Source organism: Vibrio sp. DNB22_10_4 (genome assembly GCF_052879755.1).
Genome location: NZ_JBNNXW010000003.1, coordinates 1 through 18,922 on the forward strand (window position 1 = coordinate 1; position 18,922 = coordinate 18,922).

An 18,922-nucleotide genomic window follows, 5' to 3' on the forward strand; every position below is an offset into this window, starting at 1 on the left:
ACGGTTGTTGAGAGTCTTGTGCTCTCTACTCATTCCTATTAAAGAAGCCGTCACCCCTGCGTAGGCAGGGGTCTACTCAAAGCGTGCACCAAGCCTCCAGAAAATTCCTGTCTGCACAGGAATGACGGTTGTTGAGAGTCTTGTGCTCTCTACTCATTCCTATTAAAGAAGCCGTCACCCCTGCGTAGGCAGGGGTCTACTTAAAGCATGCACCAAGCCTCCGGTAGATTCCTGTCTGCGCAGGAATGACGGGGGTTAGGAGTCCGCATTAAACATCCCCCCCTAAACCACCGTCATCTGCCCCGCATACAAAACAAACGTACGCAGCATCAACACCCCAATCAAACTCAAAGTAGTGACCACAAGAATAAATCCGTGATTCAACTTCACTTCTCCTGGGCTAAAGTAGTTTAGCGCCAATGGCAACAACATCCCGATACCAATCACGCCATACCAGAACCAGCTAGACCAAAAACCACCGCCGATGGCACTCCATGCAGCGACTTCGTTTTGACCACCGCTGAAGATAAGGCCAGTAAAGAAGGTCACGATCACAAACAGCTCAAACAACACCACTGGACGCTCAAAGCTGTGCACCCACTTCACACTTGGGCTATGTGAATCTTCTTTGAACACTAGAATGCCGAACAGCAAACTCGCTGCAGCACCCGAAGACAAGCTCGAGAACAAGAACAAGATTGGCAGTACTGGGTTATTTAGCATCGGATACGTTTTTAGTGCGGACAGTAAGAAGCCCGTATACGCCGCCAATACGATAGCCAGAAAACCCAAAAACAGCTCTAGTCCGTTTTCAATTTTCTCAAGCTTGAGCAAAATGGTTTCAACAAAATCGAATTTGCTTCCCAACACATCCATGATTGGCTTTCTGAAGATCATACCAATCCAGACAAACAACACCGCCATATAAACTTGGAATAAGATGACACCCATCGACATCACCGAGGATGGGTTGTAGTAAATCATGATTTTCCAGAACTCTAACGGTTTGGTCAGGTGGAATACCAAAATAAGCAAACCAACAATGATGCCAAAAGGCGCGAGCCAAGCCATCGCCTTCATAATGCCGTTTTGCGCTGGGTCGCCTTCGATAACCTTACGCTTGAGGTAAATGGCAATTAGAGCGGAGCCTGCAGACATGCCTGCCAAGAAAAGATAGATCGCAATGATCCAGTCCCAAACAAGGGAGTCGAAATGAAAGGCTGTTTCCCACGTACTCATACTACACCTCCCTTATGGAATGCGGCTTTGAACAACTTAGGTTTCGTGCCTAGATGCTCCTTATCGCGATAAATCACTTTAATGCTCAGCATTTTGTTGATATCGCTATTGGGATCATTCAAATCACCGAACACCAATGCCTTGGTTGGACAGCTCTCTACACATGCCGGCAGTTTGCCCTGCGCCAAATTAGTATCACGGCAGAAATTACATTTGTCTGCAGAGTGATCCTCAGGGTGGAAAAAGCGCACTTGATAAGGGCAAGCTGCTAAACAGTAACCACAACCCACGCACTTCTCTTTGTGTACGTCGATAATGCCTGTCTTCTCATCTTTGTATGCAGCGCCCGTTGGACACACATAAACACAAGGAGGGTTCTCACAATGCTGGCAGGACTCACGAGTGAATCGGTACTCCACATCAGGGTACTCGCCGATAGGCTCTGAGCGGTGGATTTCCAGTCTGGATACCCCTTCAGGCACTTTATTGACCTCACGACAGGCATCGGTACAAGCAGTACAGCCAATACAAGCATTTTCGTCATGAAGCATGCCATAACGCACTGCTTTCTCAGTTTCTTCACTTGCCACTGAACTACGTGCAGTGATGACTGAAGTTGTTGCCACACCCGTGGTGAATATCACAGCGCCCGTGCCGGCAAGGAAATTTCGTCTTGAACAACTCATATTACTTGCCCTCCTCTTCACGTTTTTCGTTGAAGTCTTTATGGCAATCGACACACATCTTAATTTTTGCTTTGTGGTCGTAAGAGAGCACTTTGGCTTTCTCAGCATGAACTGAATGACAATTGGTACAGGTTAGATTCTTTGCGTGAACGTCATGCGTCCAACTATCTTTTTGTAGATATTGCGGTTGATGACAATCCGTACATCGACTGTTTGCTTTGAGAATGGCTTCTGGATCTAACCAGGTTTTATCTGTGCCAGGTTGAGACTGTGCAGCATGATATTTAATCACCGTCGACGCGCCATCACGATGGTCTGGGCCGATATTACTATGACAGTCTGTACAGCTTGGCGCCGTACCTCTGATCTCGATAACATTCTCTCCATGAGAGCCTGCCAGAGTTTGTTTCGAGTCTTTGTGACATTGAATACATTTGTAGTCCTTATCACGTATCAACTCCACCTTATGCCGTGTAGAGTCCCCTTCTTGCACGAGGGCTGCATCGTCGGCAAAGGCATTGAGTGAATAACCACAGAGAGTAAATGCTAGGAGGGCCTGAAGCATTATCACCATGGTCAATTTAACATTGCCCATTGTATCCTTTCCTTAAACCCAATATTGCGAACCTAAACATTCACTTATCGGATTAATAACCAATGACTTTTCCTTTCAATCAGCGAACTATTTAAAATAAGTCCGAAATTACTCAGAAATGAAATCAATTCTTATTTAGGATGAGCCACAACGCTTCACGAATATATAATAGTACGACTATCTGTATTCCCCTAACAGCCAACGTTTAATTAGTGAGCAATATCACTATTATTGCTGTGTGAATTTTTACATAACCCATTGTTTTTAATGGATATGAAATTCATCCCCGAACCAAAAAACACTAACCCTTTAGGGTTAGATGGATGTAGATGTGAGCTTCATCACCTAGTTAAATTGATCTAAAACAGTAAATAGGTCGAGCTGTAATAAAATATTTCTATCTATGAGTTAATATGAATACGTCTATCATTAGACATCTCCAAATCTTGTTTGGGAAATTTGCCCCACAACGCATTTCAAAAATTAGAATATGGAGATACCATCGTGAACAAGCACTGGATTATAAGTTCCGTTGCTGCATTAGCAATATTAGGCACCGCAAGTGTGCCCGCTTTTGCTGCCTCTGAAAAAGAGTTAATGGATCCAAGAAATCAGGCCTACGAACAAGACCATCCTGACCAATACCACTCTTGGAAACAAACGAGCGAGAGTGTCGAAATCGAAGACGCCCTTGCCCACGATCCTAACATGGTGATCTTATGGGCAGGCTACGGCTTTGCCAAAGATTACAACAAAGCTCGTGGACACTTCTATGCACTTGATGATGTACGTCAAACACTTAGAACGGGTGGCCCAACCGACCCTAAATCAGGCCCAATGCCAATGGCCTGTTGGAGCTGTAAAAGCCCGGATGTTGCGCGTGTTATCGATGAGCGCGGCGAAGACGGATACTTTGAAGGAAAATGGGCACGTTTAGGCGCTGAAATTTCAAACCCTATCGGCTGTGCAGATTGCCACGACACCCGCAGTGAAAAATTCAAGAACGGCGAACCTGAACTCGCGCTGACCCGCCCTTACGTTGAACGCGCCTTTGAAGCAATTGGTAAAAAATTTGATGAGCAATCGCGTTTAGATAAACAAGCTTCGGTTTGTGCTCAGTGCCACGTTGAGTATTACTTCACAGGGCCAACGAAAGCCGTGAAATTCCCTTGGGATATGGGCACCACCGTTGGAGAGATGGAACAGTATTACGACGCGCTCAACTTTAAAGACTGGCAACACGCCGTCTCTAAAGCACCTATGCTAAAAGCTCAGCACCCAGGCTATGAAACTTGGCGTGACGGCATCCATGGCAAAAACGGCGTTGTTTGTGTCGACTGTCATATGCCGAAAGTAACCAAAGAAGATGGTACTGTTTATACTGATCATAAAGTCGGTAACCCGTTTGACCGCTTCGAAGACACCTGTGCAAACTGCCATACTCAGAGCAAAGATCAGCTACAAGGCATCGTATCGACTCGAAAAGCACAAGTACTGAACATGAAACTCACAGCAGAAAAGCAAATCGTAGCCGCTCACTTTGAAGCTGGAGCTGCATGGGATGCAGGTGCAACCGAGGAAGAGATGAAGCCAATCCTAACGGATATTCGTCATGCGCAGTGGCGTTGGGACTACGCAATCGCATCTCACGGCGTGCACATGCATGCACCGGAAATGGCGCTAGAAATTCTAGGTACATCAGTCGACAAAGCGGCTGACGCTCGTGCAAAACTGATTCGCTTACTCGCGAAAAAAGGCATCACCGACCCTGTCGAGATCCCAGACATTTCCACTAAAGAGAAAGCGCAAGCGGCGTTAGGGATGGATATGGATAAGATGAACGCAGAGAAAAAGCACTTCTTAGAAACAGTAGTGCCAGAATGGGATAAAGAAGCGGCTGAGCGTGAGGCGAACTACTAGGTTTACTCACTATTGAATGTGTGATCCATTCGAGATTAACGTAAGCCCCAACCCATCGGTTGGGGCTTTTTGCTAGAATCGTAAGTAGCTGAAACTACATTGTGTTTCCAAAAACACAAACGGCACACATACACAAAAGGGATCTCATGAAAAAACGTCTTCTGCTTGGTCTATGTTTAGCCTCTACTTTCTCATTCGCCGGTACCTACAATAGTGTTTCGGTCGGTACCACCAGCGAAGGTGGCTTTGGTGTGGGCCTGTATTACGATAGAAATCTTAGTTATGGTTTCTACGCTAACTTGGCTGGAGGGACTGGGCCGAATAATGATGATTTTGGCCTTAATGTTGGATTGGTTAAATCGCTCAGCGATAACTTTGTTGGTTATGCTGGTATAGGCGTAGCGAATCGAAGTGAAGAAAAAATTACAGACGCGCCATTTAGAACCTATGAATCGGATTTGCGATTCAACGGTAATGTAGGCTTGCTGTTTAAAACTAGCGTTACAGGCTTCACCGCAGATATCGGTTACAACACCGGCTTAGAAGCGGCCTACTTTGGCCTTGGTTATACCTACTAGTTGTCACCAACAATTAATTATCACCAATAGTTTTCACTTGAAAAATGCCCTGGTTTTCTTCGCAAATGTTTTGTTAAACCAAGCTCTGTTAGCGCAGAGCTTGTGTCTTTTACCATGGCAGGGTTACCACACATAAAGACAAAGCTATGAGGTGCATTAAGTTCCATCTCCACATGCTTTTGTAACCTACCTTCCAGCAACAATTGAGGAATGCGCCCAGACAAGCTGGTTTGGTGATTTTCTCTGGAAACTACCGAGATAAACTCAAACTGCTTTCCCATCCGAGCCTGTGCATCTTGAACGGTCTTAGCATAAACAAGCTCTTCCGCTCGTCTCACTGCATGAACCAATACAATCTTATCAAACCGATCTACCAAACTGTCATCATCTAACATCGATAGAAATGGGCCAACGGCAGTGCCCGTCGACAACATCCACAAGTCACGCGCGTGCTCCGGTACCTCTTCGAGTGTCATAAAGCCGGAAGGTTGTTTACCTACATAAATAGTGTCTCCTGAAACAAGCTGATTAAGCTTCGGTGATAACTGACCATCACTATCTGCAATAATCAAAAACTCCAAATGTTGATGACCATAATCATGATTGGGATGATTGACCATCGAATAGGCTCGGCGTACCCACTCCCCGTTAGCATTGAGCAAACCGAGTTTAGTAAATTGCCCAGCCACGTACTCCTCAATTGGAGCGGTTACTTCAAGACTGAACAAGTTCTGAGTCCACTGCTTCTTTGCCAAAACTCGTCCTTCTATCAGTCCATTTGGAACGTCTGTCATGTCTCATCTCCGATAAGTAATGCAATTTGACACTTTCAGCATAGAAGTAAATTCATCAGGATATAAACTAAGATTTAGATAAGAAGAATATGAATTTCGTAAAAAACTTTACGTAAAAGAAAGGAATTCGGCTTTACCTCGGTCTTGGTATGGTGTGTGTTGTAAAAGGATTTTGAGAGTGCCCATGAAACCATGTTTTCCCGCTGTTCCTTTTGAAGGTGTCAGTGAAAGTCCGGTTAAATACTGGCTTCACGAATATCGAAATACGATATTCGAATTTACACAGCCACAGCAAATTGCGCTGTCTAGACTACTCCCTTTATTGGTGTGTGGAGAACAAAGCTCGCAATGGGTGTTCTACAACGAGTCACAACGTGAACTTCCACAAACACTCTCGTCAGCCCAAAGTGACTTTGAACGCATTGTCGCTGATGAGCAATACCATGAAGATGCACTTGAGTTTGTACAATCTCAATTGGCGCAACCTTCTGATGTCGTCGCGATAAAACGCCGTAGTCAGCGCTTTTTTGCTTCACTGGGTTCTAGAAACACTTTCGAAGAGCATTTTGCTCAAATCGCATGTCTTGACGCTTTGGTTTGTAAAATCATGCTGAACCTGGAGAAAGGTCGACTTGACCCGCATCATCCGTTTGTTTTGTTATGCCGCTCCATCAAACAAGACGAAGCACGTCATGTTACTGCCGCAAAAAAGCATGCTCTCGCTCTAGGATACGACCGTGCAAGATGGCAAGCACTCAACACACTGATTTCACAAAAGCTGTTTAAATTACTCAATACTGAACGAGAAGCGTTTGAAACGCTTGGTATTACGCTTGAGCACATCTTTGAAGCCAGGGAGAGCTAATATGAATGCAACGTTTCTGCCCGGTAGCGTATCACTGCTCGCCGCACACCATTTATTCCCAGAACAACATCTGAACAACGCACAACTGTTAGATGCGTTGGAAAGATTAGCAGGAAAACGCTACGCAAAAATCGCGTCTCGAATCGCACCATTTTTAGGTATTGAGGGACGCCATTTCTCGCGCAGCATCTATTCCCATACCAGCGCACCGACGCCAAGTAACTCTGATCTTGTGGTTAGTGTGGCGACACAACTGCTTGAACAATCGAACACTAGTTTAGACGCCGTCGACTACTTAATTGGCCACACCACGACACCGGACACTCAACTCCCCCCTAGCATCGCTTGGGTAGCAGAGAAGCTTCGCTATCACGGTCCTTTCATGGAGTTAAGACAAGCCTGTACTGGGTTTTCAAGCGGCTTACAAATCGCCATCCCACGAATGGCGATGCTAAACAAGCCTGTAATGATTGTCGGCAGTGAAACAGGGTCCGTGTACTTTGATTATCACCCAGAGTTTCTCGACCAATCACAGTTGGTCAATTACATGCAAATGGGTGATGGTGCCGGCGGGGTCATCATCGCTCCAGAAGACGTACCGGGAGTAGGTAAGATTTCAGACTGCTTTACAGGTCAAATTGGGGTTGAACAGTCACCGGGGTTATCGCTAGATGGCGGCTCAATGTCAGTATATACCCAAGACGGTAAAGCACGTTTTCACCATGATGCCAGCAACGTCAGAAAAAGCGGCGAAGCGTTATTTCAAGCCAGTATTCTAGCTTTGAGAAGCCGTGGCTATGAGCTCAACGACTTTGACTACATCATTCCCCATCAAGCAAGCGGCCACATCGACACCATGCTGGCCGAAGCACTAGACATTGATCCAGCCAAGATCATTAACGACGCCAAACACTGGGGAAACCTAGGTTCTGCTGCTATTTGGTGCAGTTTTTCTAAACTCGTTAATAGCGGAGCGCTATCAAAAGGAAGCAAGGTGGTAATTCTCGGCGCCGAAGCAACCAAGTACATGTATGGTGGGTTTGTATATACGCACGCTTAGAAACGAAACCAACTTTATTAGCCGCTAGCGCCTTTAGCGGCTGTCGTTTATGGCCTTAAGTGATGAACTATCACATGCCTTTAGCTTGGTTAATTTTTTCAATAATCGCCGCTCTATCTATCCCCACTCTATTCGAATCTAAGATTTGAGTCCAAACGCGAATAGCCTCATCGTATTCTGCATTTAAGAAATAGTCCGAAGCAATAAGTTGCAATGCCGTGTCATTGTCACTGTCGAGCTCTAGCGCTTTGTCTAGGTAGCGCTGAATGTCAGGCGTTATCGTTTGTGAGGTTTGATAGTAAAGCGCTGTCGCTAAGGCGGCATACTGCCCTGCATACGGCATGTTCGATAGGCGAATCGAGTAATTAAAACACGTTGCGGCGGAATCAAACTCCAGACTCTGCATATACAGCTGACCTAGCTTAAACCAAGACTCGGCATCGTTTGGAGATTCTGCTAGTGAATTTTGAAGATCAAGCATGACGCTTTGATGGTCTTGTACATTACTGAGAGCTGCTGGCTCTGGTAACGGTGTGCGAAACTGGCTCCATAGCAATAATGATATGCCAACAATGCTCGCACTCAACGCCGTGGAGTATCCAACTCTTTTTTTAAGTTCAGATACTTTGCTCAAACTCGCATAAGCGACAACAAAAACGACAGTGATGCTTAGCAACACGAAAATCAACATAGTAGGGCTGGGTTCTTATTCGAATGAGGTTAAGCACTATTGTAACGGCTAGCCGCAAACAGCGCTGTGAGTCAGAGCGCTGTTTGAAGTCTTGTCATCGGTAACTTTTGGGGTTGGAAATGGGTCCTCTATTCCTAGAACACCCGGCGCTTCAATCCCGCTCGCTCTAATACCCGTGTTGAGATCTCCTCCACCGACAGTGACGTCGTATTGATATAAGGGATCGCTTCGCGTCTAAACAGCGCTTCTACACTCGCAAGTTCCTGCAAGCACTGTTCAGTACTAGCGTATTCACTGCCTGCTAAACGGTTTTCACGAATCTCAGTTAGGCGCTCTGGGTTGATAGTCAGGCCAAACAACTTATGACGGTGGATTTCAAACTCCGGCATTAGACGCAAGCGTTTAATATCGTCATCGATAAATGGATAGTTCACGACTCGCAAACCAAACTGCATAGCGAGATATAGGCTGGTTGGTGTTTTACCACTGCGAGACACGCCGAGTAAAATTAGGTCGGCTTCCTCAAGATTTTTGAGCGAGACGCCATCATCATGCGCAAGGGTATATTCAACCGCCGCGATACGATCAAAGTACTTCGCAGAATCTTTGCCAACACTGTGTGAGCGCTGAAGTTTTGGCTTAGGTTCCAATTGTAAATCGGTTTTAACCTGAGCCACTAAACTTTCTAACACATCGTAACAAAACGCTTGTGACTCCAGTAATCCTGCACGAATTTCAGGCACAACAATGGAGAAAAAAACCAAAGGTTTTACTCCATTACGTTCATAGGATTGATTAATTTCCCTAATGAGTTCATCGAGCTTATGAGCGCTCTCTACAAAGGGAAATGTCTTTTCTTTGGCTTTGAATGGAAATTGACCGAGCACCACGTGCCCCAATGTCTCACAAGTAATCGCTGTACCGTCAGAAACGTAGAATACGTCACGACTTTGACCTAAAATATTCATTTTCTATTTAATTTTTCAAATTAATTTAAGTAGGATGCTTTACATAATATCGATAACAAACCCTAGCATTCAATCACGTTCCCCCACAGTTTGTAAAAATAGTTAAATATTTTTTCACTGAATACGTAATCGTTTGCTATATCCTACAGCTGCAATGTTTCTGGAGAAAGACATGCAAAACAACACCCTTTGGTTCAATGGTCTGTCAATGGACGATGTCGATAAGGTCGGCGGCAAAAATGCTTCGCTTGGCGAGATGGTATCTAATCTTGCTAACGCGGGTGTTTCCGTGCCAAACGGCTTTGCGACAACATCCCATGCCTTCAACCAATTCCTCGATTTCGAAGGATTGGATGAGCGCATTCACGGGCTATTAGACGAACTTGATGTTGATGATGTTGACGCACTGCGTAAGACAGGCGCGACCATCCGTCAATGGGTATTAGAAGCCCCCTTCCCTGCTGATTTAGAGCAGGACATTCGAACTAACTATCAAGAACTCATTGAAGGCAATGAAGAGCTTTCTGTGGCAGTGCGCTCCTCCGCAACTGCTGAAGATCTTCCTGATGCCTCCTTTGCGGGTCAACAAGAAACCTTTTTGAACGTAAAAGGCATCGATGCGGTTCTAGAAGCCACTAAGCATGTCTACGCGTCTCTGTTTAACGACAGAGCGATTTCCTATCGTGTGCACCAAGGGTTTGACCATCGCGGTATCTCGCTATCTGCGGGCATTCAACGTATGGTTCGATCGGACAAAGCGTCTTCAGGCGTTATGTTTACTCTGGACACGGAATCTGGCTTCGACCAAGTGGTATTTATCACTTCGGCTTGGGGTCTAGGTGAGATGGTAGTACAAGGTGCCGTGAACCCAGACGAGTTCTATGTTCACAAGCCACTACTAGAACAAGGTCAAGCGCCTATCGTTAAGAAGACGTTTGGTTCTAAGCAAATCAAGATGGTTTACTCTGACAACCAAGAGATTGGCAAACAGGTAGATATCATTGATACGTCTGATGAGGAGCGCAACCAGTTCTCTCTAAACGACGAAGAAATCAAAGAGCTTGCGAAACAGGCGATGATCATCGAGAAGCACTATCAACGTCCAATGGACATTGAGTGGGCAAAAGATGGCATCGACGGCAAGCTGTACATTGTTCAGGCTCGTCCTGAAACCGTGTGCTCTCAAAGCGAACAAAACGTCATTGAACGCTTCCAACTGAACAACAAAGCAGATGTGTTGGTTGAAGGCCGTGCTATCGGTCAGCGCATTGGTACTGGTAAAGTGCGTCTTGTTGATTCATTGGATCAAATGTCGCTTGTTCAAGAAGGCGACGTCCTAGTAACAGATATGACCGACCCTGATTGGGAACCGGTAATGAAGAAAGCAGCGGCGATTGTGACCAACCGTGGCGGCCGTACTTGTCACGCAGCGATCATCGCTCGTGAACTTGGTATTCCAGCTATCGTAGGCTGTGGTAACGCAACCGACAGCTTGGAAGATGGCGCTGTTGTTACTGTGTCGTGTTCTGAAGGTGAAACGGGCTATGTGTATCAAGGTGAGCTGGACTTTGAGATCCGCCGCTCTGCTGTCGATGAACTGCCACTGCTGCCAACGAAAGTCATGATGAACGTGGGTAACCCAGATCGTGCGTTCGACTTCGCTCAGATTCCTAACGAAGGTGTGGGTCTTGCGCGTCTTGAGTTCATCATTAACAAGATGATTGGTATTCACCCGAAAGCGCTACTGAACTTTGACCAGCAGTCTCCGGAGCTACAAGCCGAAATCACTCAGCGCATTCGAGGCTATAAAGATCCAATCGACTTCTATGTGAGCAAGCTTACTGAAGGCATTTCAACCATCGCTGCGGCATTCTGGCCTAAGCGTGTAATTGTTCGTATGTCGGACTTTAAATCAAACGAGTACAGCAACCTAGTGGGCGGTAAAGAGTTTGAACCACACGAAGAAAACCCAATGCTTGGTTTCCGTGGTGCGTCTCGTTACATCTCACCGGTGTTTGAAGACTGTTTTGAACTTGAAACGCAAGCGATTAAGCGCGTTCGTGATGAAATGGGTCTGAAAAACGTTGAAATTATGATCCCGTTTGTTCGTACGCCAAGCGAAGCGGCACAAGTTATCGACCTACTTGCTAAGTTCGACCTTCGTCGTGGTGAGCAAGGCCTTAAAGTCATTATGATGTGTGAACTGCCATCAAACGCCGTTCTTGCTGAAGAATTCTTGAAGTACTTCGATGGATTCTCGATTGGCTCAAACGACATGACTCAGCTAACGCTTGGTCTTGACCGTGACTCTGGCGACGTAGCTCACCTATTTGATGAGCGTAACCCTGCTGTGAAAGCGATGCTGAAAATGGCGATAGACGCTGCAACCAAAGCCGGCAAATACGTTGGTATATGTGGTCAAGGACCATCGGATCACGATGATCTAGCAGAATGGCTGATGGAGCAAGGCATTAGCTCTGTATCACTTAACCCAGATACAGTGATCGATACATGGCTGAAGCTTGGTAACGTCGCTAAGTAACGACTGAATATCACCACTGTGGTAAAGAAAATGCCAGAGCACTCGCTCTGGCATTTTTATATTCATTTATTGGAATGACATCCCGTGTCTACTTTTATTAACCTTTATGGCTAATAAGCCAAGCTTCTTCTGCAAAACGAGTTAACCCTTGCTGAATTCGGCGGTGATTGCTGTCTGCATCATCACGCTCTAACAGGGTTACATCAAAGTCCTCTCCAAAATACTTTATCACTTCTGTGCTCGGAACGCTGTATGGTGGTCCTGTCATCTCACTTTGAACGTAATCCAACGTGATAAGAAGAATACGGCCGCCCGGTTTCAGCGTTTGTTTTAGCTTTTCAACGTAGAGCTCTCTCACCTCTTTAGGCATGGCAATCATCGCCGCGCGATCGTAAATCAACTCTACGGGCTGAATTGGCGCGGTAAAATAGTCACCGACATAAATGTTCAGCTCATCAAATTGATACAACTCAAACTGACCATTGATTGGAGTGACCATTGGCGTGTAAAAATGCTCTGAGAAAAATGAACGCACCGCGATTTGACTAAGCTCGACGCCTTGTACGTCATCGTGACGCTGCGCCAACCAAACGAGATCTTCTGACTTACCACAAAGGGGCACAAAGACCTTTTCGTCACGGCTTGGAGATATTCGCTCCCAATACTTAATAAGCAACGGGTTCACATCTTCCAAGTGAAAACCTATTTTGTTTGCAGCCCACTTATCGTGCCAAAGTTCAAAATCGTTCATTTATCGTTCATATTCGCTGTGGATAATGGTTAACGTAGAGTTTACAGAGTGCAGACAAAATGTCACACCTATTCACGTAGATTTTATTACGCGATAGGTATCACAGTTTACAAACTCTGTTGCACAGTTTGTGTTGGGTTTTCCATAAGGAACCCCATATCATTGTTAGCAACACTCCTGCGCGTTAACGCCTTTTTTGTACCCGTTTTTATAACGTAACTAGGAGAGAGAATGAGCACGTTTCTTCGTACTGCAGCACTAATGCTATTGGTACTCAGCCGCGCACCTGCATTTGCGGCCACGCTTAATCAATCCGATTCCACCCCAACAAAAGGAAAGCAAGAGCAAAACGAAGTTTGTCCATCTGTATTCAAACACAGTCTTAGTGGCTTGTACGGCATTGATGCTGTTCAAGGCGCTGCCTTCCAACCCCATAACGATTTTGACATCTTGTACAGCAAAGCCCACCAGGCTCAACATGAGCTAGAAGCGCTTTGTAAAACCACCACCCTACTGACTGACACCGATGCGTACTTTGCAGGCGTAAAATCTGCTGAGCGAGCGAAAGTGAAGATTGACACCGAGCTCAACGGTCAGGTTAATCAGATCACAGACCTAGCTCGAGGCACTATCGTCGCCAAGGACGTAGAGAGCCTTGTAGGCGCTTATGAAGCGCTTAGCCGTGAAGCTCAGGTAGTAAGGGTTAAAAACCGCTTTAAAAGCCCAGCAGCGTCTGGATATCGTGACCTAAACATCTTGGTTAAATTACCTAAGACCGGAATTATCGCTGAAGTACAACTGCACCTTAAAGACATCGCAGATGTTAAGAGTGGACCTGAACACGATTTGTATGAAATTGTTCAGGGAATTGAGCGCAGAGCAGCCGCTGAAAACCGTGCTCTTAACGAGTTTGAGACAGCACAAATTGCCAGTCTGCGACGTCAATCAATGGAGCTGTATCAAAACGCTTGGCAACCTTACATTACCACCAACATTCGAGCGGCCTAGGTCGCTCTATAAGGGCAATGGCTTAGCGTTCGATACCCTCTAACACCTAGCCCCTAAAACACAAAAAGACCACACTAGGTGGTCTTTTTGTTTAACAGTAGGACATTAATCTACTTTGATATTTTCGACTCGAGCCTTCAGTTTCTGACCCGGACGGAATGTCACTACGCGTCGAGCGGAAATGGGAATGTCTTCACCAGTTTTGGGATTTCGACCCGGGCGTTCATTTTTGTCACGCAAGTCAAAATTACCAAAACCCGACAGTTTTACCTGTTCGCCACTTTCAAGTGATTTTCTAATTTCTTCGAAAAACACTTCTACCGTTTCCTTGGCATCCCTTTTACTGAATCCGAGTTTCTCAAATAGGTTCTCAGCCAGATCGGCTTTTGTGAGCGCCATAAAACTCCCCTCAAAGCTAATTCATACCTTGCTATCACAGTGATAACGCTTAAGATTTCGTTCGACCAATCAACAACATAACAGGCCAACTTTGAAAAGTGTAAGCCAACCTTCTGATTTTCGCCAACTTTTTTATTTCAGAACTATGTCAGGATTTTGCTTTAAGTTTTAGCAAGTTATCGTGTTTTTAGCATAATTTAGAGATATAGATTACCCAAAAACGATCGAGCAGCGTATTATTCTAAAAATTAAAACAAAAACAGGCTTTAATAAAATTATAAACAAAATTGAAAATAGTGACCTTGATGCAGATGAGTTGTAATTTATTGTGTAAAAACAGAGAGTTGCAATATACATTCGATATGAAACTGGTTTTTTCTTCCCCATTATATCGAGGTATAAAAAAAGCGAGTTACTTTTCAGCAACTCGCTTTTTCAGGTAATTCACGTTGATACGCTAATCGCGATTAGTCACGCAGTGATGCACCAAATTTCTCAGAAATATGAGCAACAATTGCATCTACCGCACCTGCGATATCAGCATCTTCAAGCGTGCGCTCTAGAGACTGTAGAGTCAGAGCAATTGCTAGGCTCTTCTTGCCTTCTTCAACGCCCTTACCAACGTATACGTCGAATAGCTTCGCATCTTTTAGGAACTCGCCCCCTTGCTCTAGGCAAGCAGCAACGATGTCACCAGAAGCTACCGCTTCATCAACAACAACGGCGATGTCACGACGGTTTGCAGGGAACTTAGAAAGCCCTGCCGCTTCTGGAATCACTTTCGTGTTGATCGCAGACCATTCAACTTCGAATACGATAGTACGACCGTTTAGACCGAACTTACGCTCTAGCTCTGGGTGAATAGTACCAATGACACCAACCTCTTTGCCATCTACAACGATTGCTGCAGATTGACCTGGGTGAAGTGCTGGATGTTTCGCCGCAGCAAATGAGTATGCTTTCTCGTTTGCAGACAGTTCTAGAATTGCTTCTAGGTCGCCTTTAAGGTCAAAGAAGTCAACCGTATTGGTTTCAATATCCCAATGCTCTTCGCTGCGAGTACCCGCAATCACACCAGCAAGCATAGGCTCTTGGCGCATGCCATTTTCAGCGTTCTCGCATGGAATGAAACGCAAACCGTATTCGAATAAACGAACGCGTGGTTGCTGACGCTTCTGGTTGTGAACAACCGTGTTTAGAAGACCTTGGATAAGACCAAGACGCATTGCTGACATGTCCGCAGAGATTGGGAATGGCAGAATCAGCGGCTCAACGTCTGGCACAACAAGCTTTTGCTGTTCTGGCTCAACGAAGCTGTATGTAATCGCTTCATGGTAGCCACGATCAACAAGTAGGTCACGTACGCGTTTAAGCGGAAGATTCGCTTCAACGTGGTTGTGCATCTTAAGTGTTGCGGCAGGGTGTTGATTTGGAATGTTGTCGTAACCGTAGATACGACCCACTTCTTCAATCAGGTCTTGTTCGATTGCGATGTCAAAACGCCATGTTGGTGCAACACCAGTCCAACCAGTACCAGTCGTCGTTACTGTTAGACCTAGACGTTCTAGGATCTCAACAACTTCAGCATCAGCGATGTGGTGACCCAGAAGTGAATCTAGCTTAGTACGGCGTAGTTCAACAGTGTTTGGCTTAGGAAGATCAGCGTCAGATTCAACAGCAACAACAGGTGCTACTTCACCGCCACAGATTTCAACCAGAAGCTCCGTTGCACGTTCCATTGCGCTTACTTGCAATGCATAGTCCACACCACGCTCGAAGCGCATTGAAGAATCAGTGTGCAGACCGTAGCTACGAGCACGACCACGGATATGGTCAGGTGCGAAGAACGCACACTCTAGAAGTACATCTTTGGTCTCAGTAGTTACACCAGACTCTTCACCACCAAAGATACCCGCGATAGCGAGTGCTTTGTTGTGGTCTGCAACAACCAGTGTATCTGCGTTTAGTTCAGCTTCAGTACCGTCTAGAAGAGTCAGTTTCTCGCCCTGCTCTGCCATACGAACAACGATGCCACCTTCAATCTTAGCAAGATCGAACGCGTGCATTGGCTGGCCTTGCTCTAGAAGTACATAGTTAGTAATGTCTACAACAGGGTCGATAGAGCGAATTCCACAACGACGCAATTTCTCTTGCATCCATAGTGGCGTTTCCGCTTGAACGTTCACGTTCTTAACGATACGACCTAGGTAACGTGGACACGCTTCCGTTGCTTTAACTTCAATAGAAGCTACATCAGCAATAGATGCTTCAACAGGGTTAACCGCTGGTGCTGTTACATCAGCACGGTTTAGAACGCCAACTTCACGAGCAAGACCACGGATGCTGAAACAGTCAGCGCGGTTTGCTGTTAGGTCTACGTCAACAGTCACGTCATCAAGACCTAGGAAGTCACGGAAATCAGTACCGATTACTGCGTCTTCAGCCAGTTCCATGATGCCGTCAGATTCAACATCGATACCTAGCTCAGTAAATGAGCACAGCATACCGTGTGAAGGTTGACCGCGTAGTTTTGCTTTCTTGATTTTGAAATCGCCCGGAAGAACAGCACCAACTGTTGCTACTGCTACTTTCAGACCTTCACGGCAGTTAGGCGCGCCACAAACGATGTCTAGCAGTTCTTCTGCGCCAACATCAACTTTAGTTACGCGTAGTTTGTCTGCGTCTGGGTGCTGACCGCACTCAACCACTTTACCTACTTTAACGCCAGTGAAAGAACCAGCCACAGGTAGTACGTCGTCTACCTCTAGACCAGCCATTGTAATTTGGTGCGTAAGTTCGTCAGTAGATACTGAAGGGTTTACCCACTCACGAAGCCATGATTCGCTGAATTTCATTGTGATGAACCCTCTGGATTACTTGAACTGTTTTAGGAAACGTAGGTCGTTCTCGAAGAACGAACGTAGGTCATTTACACCGTAACGAAGCATCGCTAGACGCTCGATACCGATGCCGAATGCAAAACCAGAGTATTTTTCAGGGTCGATGCCTACGCTGCGAAGTACATTTGGGTGCACCATGCCACAGCCTAAGATTTCTAACCATTTGCCGTCTTTACGCTTAACGTCCACTTCCATTGAAGGTTCAGTGAATGGGAAATATGACGGACGGTAACGAACTTCAAGGTCTTCTTCGAAGAAGTTAGTTAGGAAGTCGTGCAGGATACCTTTCAGCTGTGCGAAGTTAACATTCTCGTCAACAAGCATGCCTTCCACTTGGTGGAACATCGGCGTGTGTGTTTGGTCGTAGTCGTTACGGTATACACGGCCAGGTGCGATGAAACGGAATGGTGGTTTGCCATTTTCCATCGTACGGATCTGTACACCAGACGTGTGGGTACGTAGCATCAGATCTGGATTGAAGAAAAAGGTGTCGTGGTCAGTACGAGCTGGGTGATCTTCTGCAATGTTCAGTGCATCAAAGTTATGAAATGCATCTTCAATTTCAGGACCAGACTCAGTGCTAAAGCCTAACTCACCAAAGAACTTTTCAATACGCTCAACAGTACGAGTAACTGGGTGTAAACCGCCGTTCTCGATACGACGACCTGGTAGGGTTACGTCGATAGTTTCTGCCGCTAGCTTCGCTTCAAGCTCTGCACGTTGTAGTGCATCTTTACGTGCCGCGATAGCTTGCTGAACCACGCCTTTTGCTTTGTTGATCTCTTGACCAGCACTGCGGCGCTCTTCTGGTGGTAGTTTACCTAGGCTTTGAAGTTGAGCCGTTAGCTCACCTTTCTTTCCTAGATACTGAACACGCACTTCGTCAAGTGCGACTAGCGAGTCTGCAGCGTCAATCGCTGTGCCCGCGTTAGCAATGATCTCTTCTAGATGTTGCATCGTTTCCTCGTCTACCGTCCGGTAGTATCCATAAGGGTGTTTTTTGATAGCTGTACATACTAATAAAACCCGCCGCTAATGCCAAATTGATTTGTAAATTGAACGGGTTATTGGGCAAAAAAAACACGTTTTTTGCCCTTTTGATGAAAAACTAGCAGGAAACGATGAGTAATCGCGGTTTTCTAGAGGCGATTATTTGGCTTGAGCTCGGATGAAGATGAAGTTTGGACGACGAGATAGTCGCTCAAATGTCTCAGGTGCCACCGCTTGCATCTCTGGTGCCGGCTTACCTTCAGAAAACTTATCTAAAATAAAACCGGTTTCAGATAAGCTATCAAATAAGTTAGTCAATGAGCGTCTAAAAAACGAAACCTCCACTGGCTCACCGACGGTATCCCAGTGCTCAGTAATACGTTCTACATCAAAATAGTTATTGAAGGCATCATCTTCAAAATCAATGATCGGATGGTGAGTTGAAAACACAAAGGTTCCCCCCGTTTTCAGAACACGCTGAACTTCTGTAAACAAAGGAACCAAATCTTCTAAGTAATGAATCATCAGGGGGCAGACAACGACGTCGTACTGATCGCTGGATTCTTTGGGTAAGCCTTCTGTTAAATCTTGCGAATAACATGTGACAGCGTCACCCAGACGACGTTGAGTCAACTCTACCATTTCCTCTGATAGATCAATCGCTGTGACAGTTGCGCCTTGCTTGACGAAGTGTTCCGCGTAGACGCCTGGGCCACAGCCTAAGTCAAGCACCCGTTTATTGTTCACATCACCAACGAGCGCAAGCGTAGATGGGCGTTCATAGAGTGCATTATATGCATTGTTTTCAATCGCTTCGGCATATTTGTCCGCATGCTTGGTGTACATCTCACCCATCAAAGCCTCCAACTTTCATATTTATCAACTTTGGCAATCGCAGGCAATCTACCTTTCGCATTTTTACTCGTCAATGGCTAA

Annotated in this window: 17 protein-coding genes; 6 read left to right on the plus strand and 11 right to left on the minus strand. The window is 45.7% G+C overall.

Annotated elements, in window-relative coordinates; translation table 11 throughout:
- Positions 1-282 precede the first annotated feature (282 nt).
- The 3 genes from nrfD to nrfB are packed head-to-tail and all read right to left on the minus strand — an operon-like array spanning position 283 to position 2,520.
- Entirely contained in the window at positions 283-1,239 is a 957-nt protein-coding gene (gene nrfD / locus ACVA6Q_RS10965) for a cytochrome c nitrite reductase subunit NrfD (protein WP_353496095.1), read from the minus strand.
- Positions 1,236-1,925: a cytochrome c nitrite reductase Fe-S protein gene (gene nrfC / locus ACVA6Q_RS10970; protein WP_353496094.1), complete on the minus strand. Its 690-nt coding sequence runs from the start codon at positions 1,923-1,925 to the stop codon at positions 1,236-1,238. Before nrfC ends, nrfD begins: the two co-directional genes overlap by 4 nt.
- Before the next feature lies 1 nt (position 1,926).
- A complete protein-coding gene (gene nrfB / locus ACVA6Q_RS10975) occupies positions 1,927-2,520 on the minus strand; it encodes a cytochrome c nitrite reductase pentaheme subunit (protein WP_353496093.1) in 594 nt (197 codons plus the stop codon).
- Between the two features lie 504 nt (positions 2,521-3,024).
- Between nrfB and nrfA the strand changes: the two genes are divergently transcribed.
- Entirely contained in the window at positions 3,025-4,440 is a 1,416-nt protein-coding gene (nrfA, locus tag ACVA6Q_RS10980; RefSeq protein WP_420884599.1) for an ammonia-forming nitrite reductase cytochrome c552 subunit, read from the plus strand.
- Positions 4,441-4,586: 146 nt separating this feature from the next.
- Positions 4,587-5,018: a hypothetical protein gene (locus ACVA6Q_RS10985; RefSeq protein ID WP_418642249.1), complete on the plus strand. Its 432-nt coding sequence runs from the start codon at positions 4,587-4,589 to the stop codon at positions 5,016-5,018.
- A 20-nt stretch (positions 5,019-5,038) separates the two neighbouring features.
- Here ACVA6Q_RS10985 and ACVA6Q_RS10990 read toward each other — a convergent pair whose 3' ends face one another.
- Complete coding sequence (locus tag ACVA6Q_RS10990; RefSeq protein ID WP_446647504.1) at positions 5,039-5,812, minus strand: ferredoxin--NADP reductase; 774 nt, start codon at positions 5,810-5,812, stop codon at positions 5,039-5,041.
- A gap of 184 nt (positions 5,813-5,996) precedes the next feature.
- Here ACVA6Q_RS10990 and ACVA6Q_RS10995 point away from each other — a divergent pair, with 184 nt between their 5' ends.
- Positions 5,997-6,677, plus strand: a complete 681-nt coding sequence (locus ACVA6Q_RS10995) for a hypothetical protein (RefSeq protein ID WP_446647505.1) — start codon at positions 5,997-5,999, stop codon at positions 6,675-6,677.
- Between the two features lies 1 nt (position 6,678).
- Positions 6,679-7,737: a 3-oxoacyl-ACP synthase III family protein gene (locus ACVA6Q_RS11000; protein ID WP_446647506.1), complete on the plus strand. Its 1,059-nt coding sequence runs from the start codon at positions 6,679-6,681 to the stop codon at positions 7,735-7,737.
- Between the two features lie 70 nt (positions 7,738-7,807).
- Here ACVA6Q_RS11000 and ACVA6Q_RS11005 read toward each other — a convergent pair whose 3' ends face one another.
- Together ACVA6Q_RS11005 and ppsR are read right to left on the minus strand one after the other, a co-directional pair.
- Positions 7,808-8,428, minus strand: coding sequence for a TPR domain-containing protein (locus tag ACVA6Q_RS11005; RefSeq protein WP_446647507.1), 621 nt, complete (start codon positions 8,426-8,428; stop codon positions 7,808-7,810).
- Between the two features lie 134 nt (positions 8,429-8,562).
- A complete protein-coding gene (gene ppsR, locus ACVA6Q_RS11010) occupies positions 8,563-9,396 on the minus strand; it encodes a posphoenolpyruvate synthetase regulatory kinase/phosphorylase PpsR (protein WP_418642254.1) in 834 nt (277 codons plus the stop codon).
- Positions 9,397-9,550: 154 nt separating this feature from the next.
- Here ppsR and ppsA point away from each other — a divergent pair, with 154 nt between their 5' ends.
- Entirely contained in the window at positions 9,551-11,938 is a 2,388-nt protein-coding gene (ppsA, locus tag ACVA6Q_RS11015) for a phosphoenolpyruvate synthase (RefSeq protein ID WP_446647508.1), read from the plus strand.
- A 97-nt stretch (positions 11,939-12,035) separates the two neighbouring features.
- Here ppsA and ACVA6Q_RS11020 read toward each other — a convergent pair whose 3' ends face one another.
- Complete coding sequence (locus tag ACVA6Q_RS11020; RefSeq protein WP_353496085.1) at positions 12,036-12,689, minus strand: thiopurine S-methyltransferase; 654 nt, start codon at positions 12,687-12,689, stop codon at positions 12,036-12,038.
- A 231-nt stretch (positions 12,690-12,920) separates the two neighbouring features.
- On the opposite strand from ACVA6Q_RS11020, the gene ACVA6Q_RS11025 reads away from it, so the two are divergent.
- Entirely contained in the window at positions 12,921-13,697 is a 777-nt protein-coding gene (locus ACVA6Q_RS11025; protein WP_353496084.1) for a RelA/SpoT domain-containing protein, read from the plus strand.
- A gap of 105 nt (positions 13,698-13,802) precedes the next feature.
- On the opposite strand, the gene ihfA is transcribed toward ACVA6Q_RS11025, so the two are convergent.
- The 4 genes from ihfA to ACVA6Q_RS11045 all read right to left on the minus strand — a co-directional run bounded on the left by ihfA (position 13,803) and on the right by ACVA6Q_RS11045 (position 18,844).
- Complete coding sequence (gene ihfA / locus ACVA6Q_RS11030; protein ID WP_006074250.1) at positions 13,803-14,096, minus strand: integration host factor subunit alpha; 294 nt, start codon at positions 14,094-14,096, stop codon at positions 13,803-13,805.
- A gap of 467 nt (positions 14,097-14,563) precedes the next feature.
- Entirely contained in the window at positions 14,564-16,951 is a 2,388-nt protein-coding gene (pheT, locus tag ACVA6Q_RS11035; protein ID WP_446647509.1) for a phenylalanine--tRNA ligase subunit beta, read from the minus strand.
- An 18-nt stretch (positions 16,952-16,969) separates the two neighbouring features.
- Positions 16,970-17,953, minus strand: a complete 984-nt coding sequence (pheS, locus tag ACVA6Q_RS11040; protein WP_112461716.1) for a phenylalanine--tRNA ligase subunit alpha — start codon at positions 17,951-17,953, stop codon at positions 16,970-16,972.
- Between the two features lie 192 nt (positions 17,954-18,145).
- A complete protein-coding gene (locus tag ACVA6Q_RS11045) occupies positions 18,146-18,844 on the minus strand; it encodes a class I SAM-dependent DNA methyltransferase (RefSeq protein ID WP_446647510.1) in 699 nt (232 codons plus the stop codon).
- Positions 18,845-18,922: the final 78 nt, after the last annotated feature.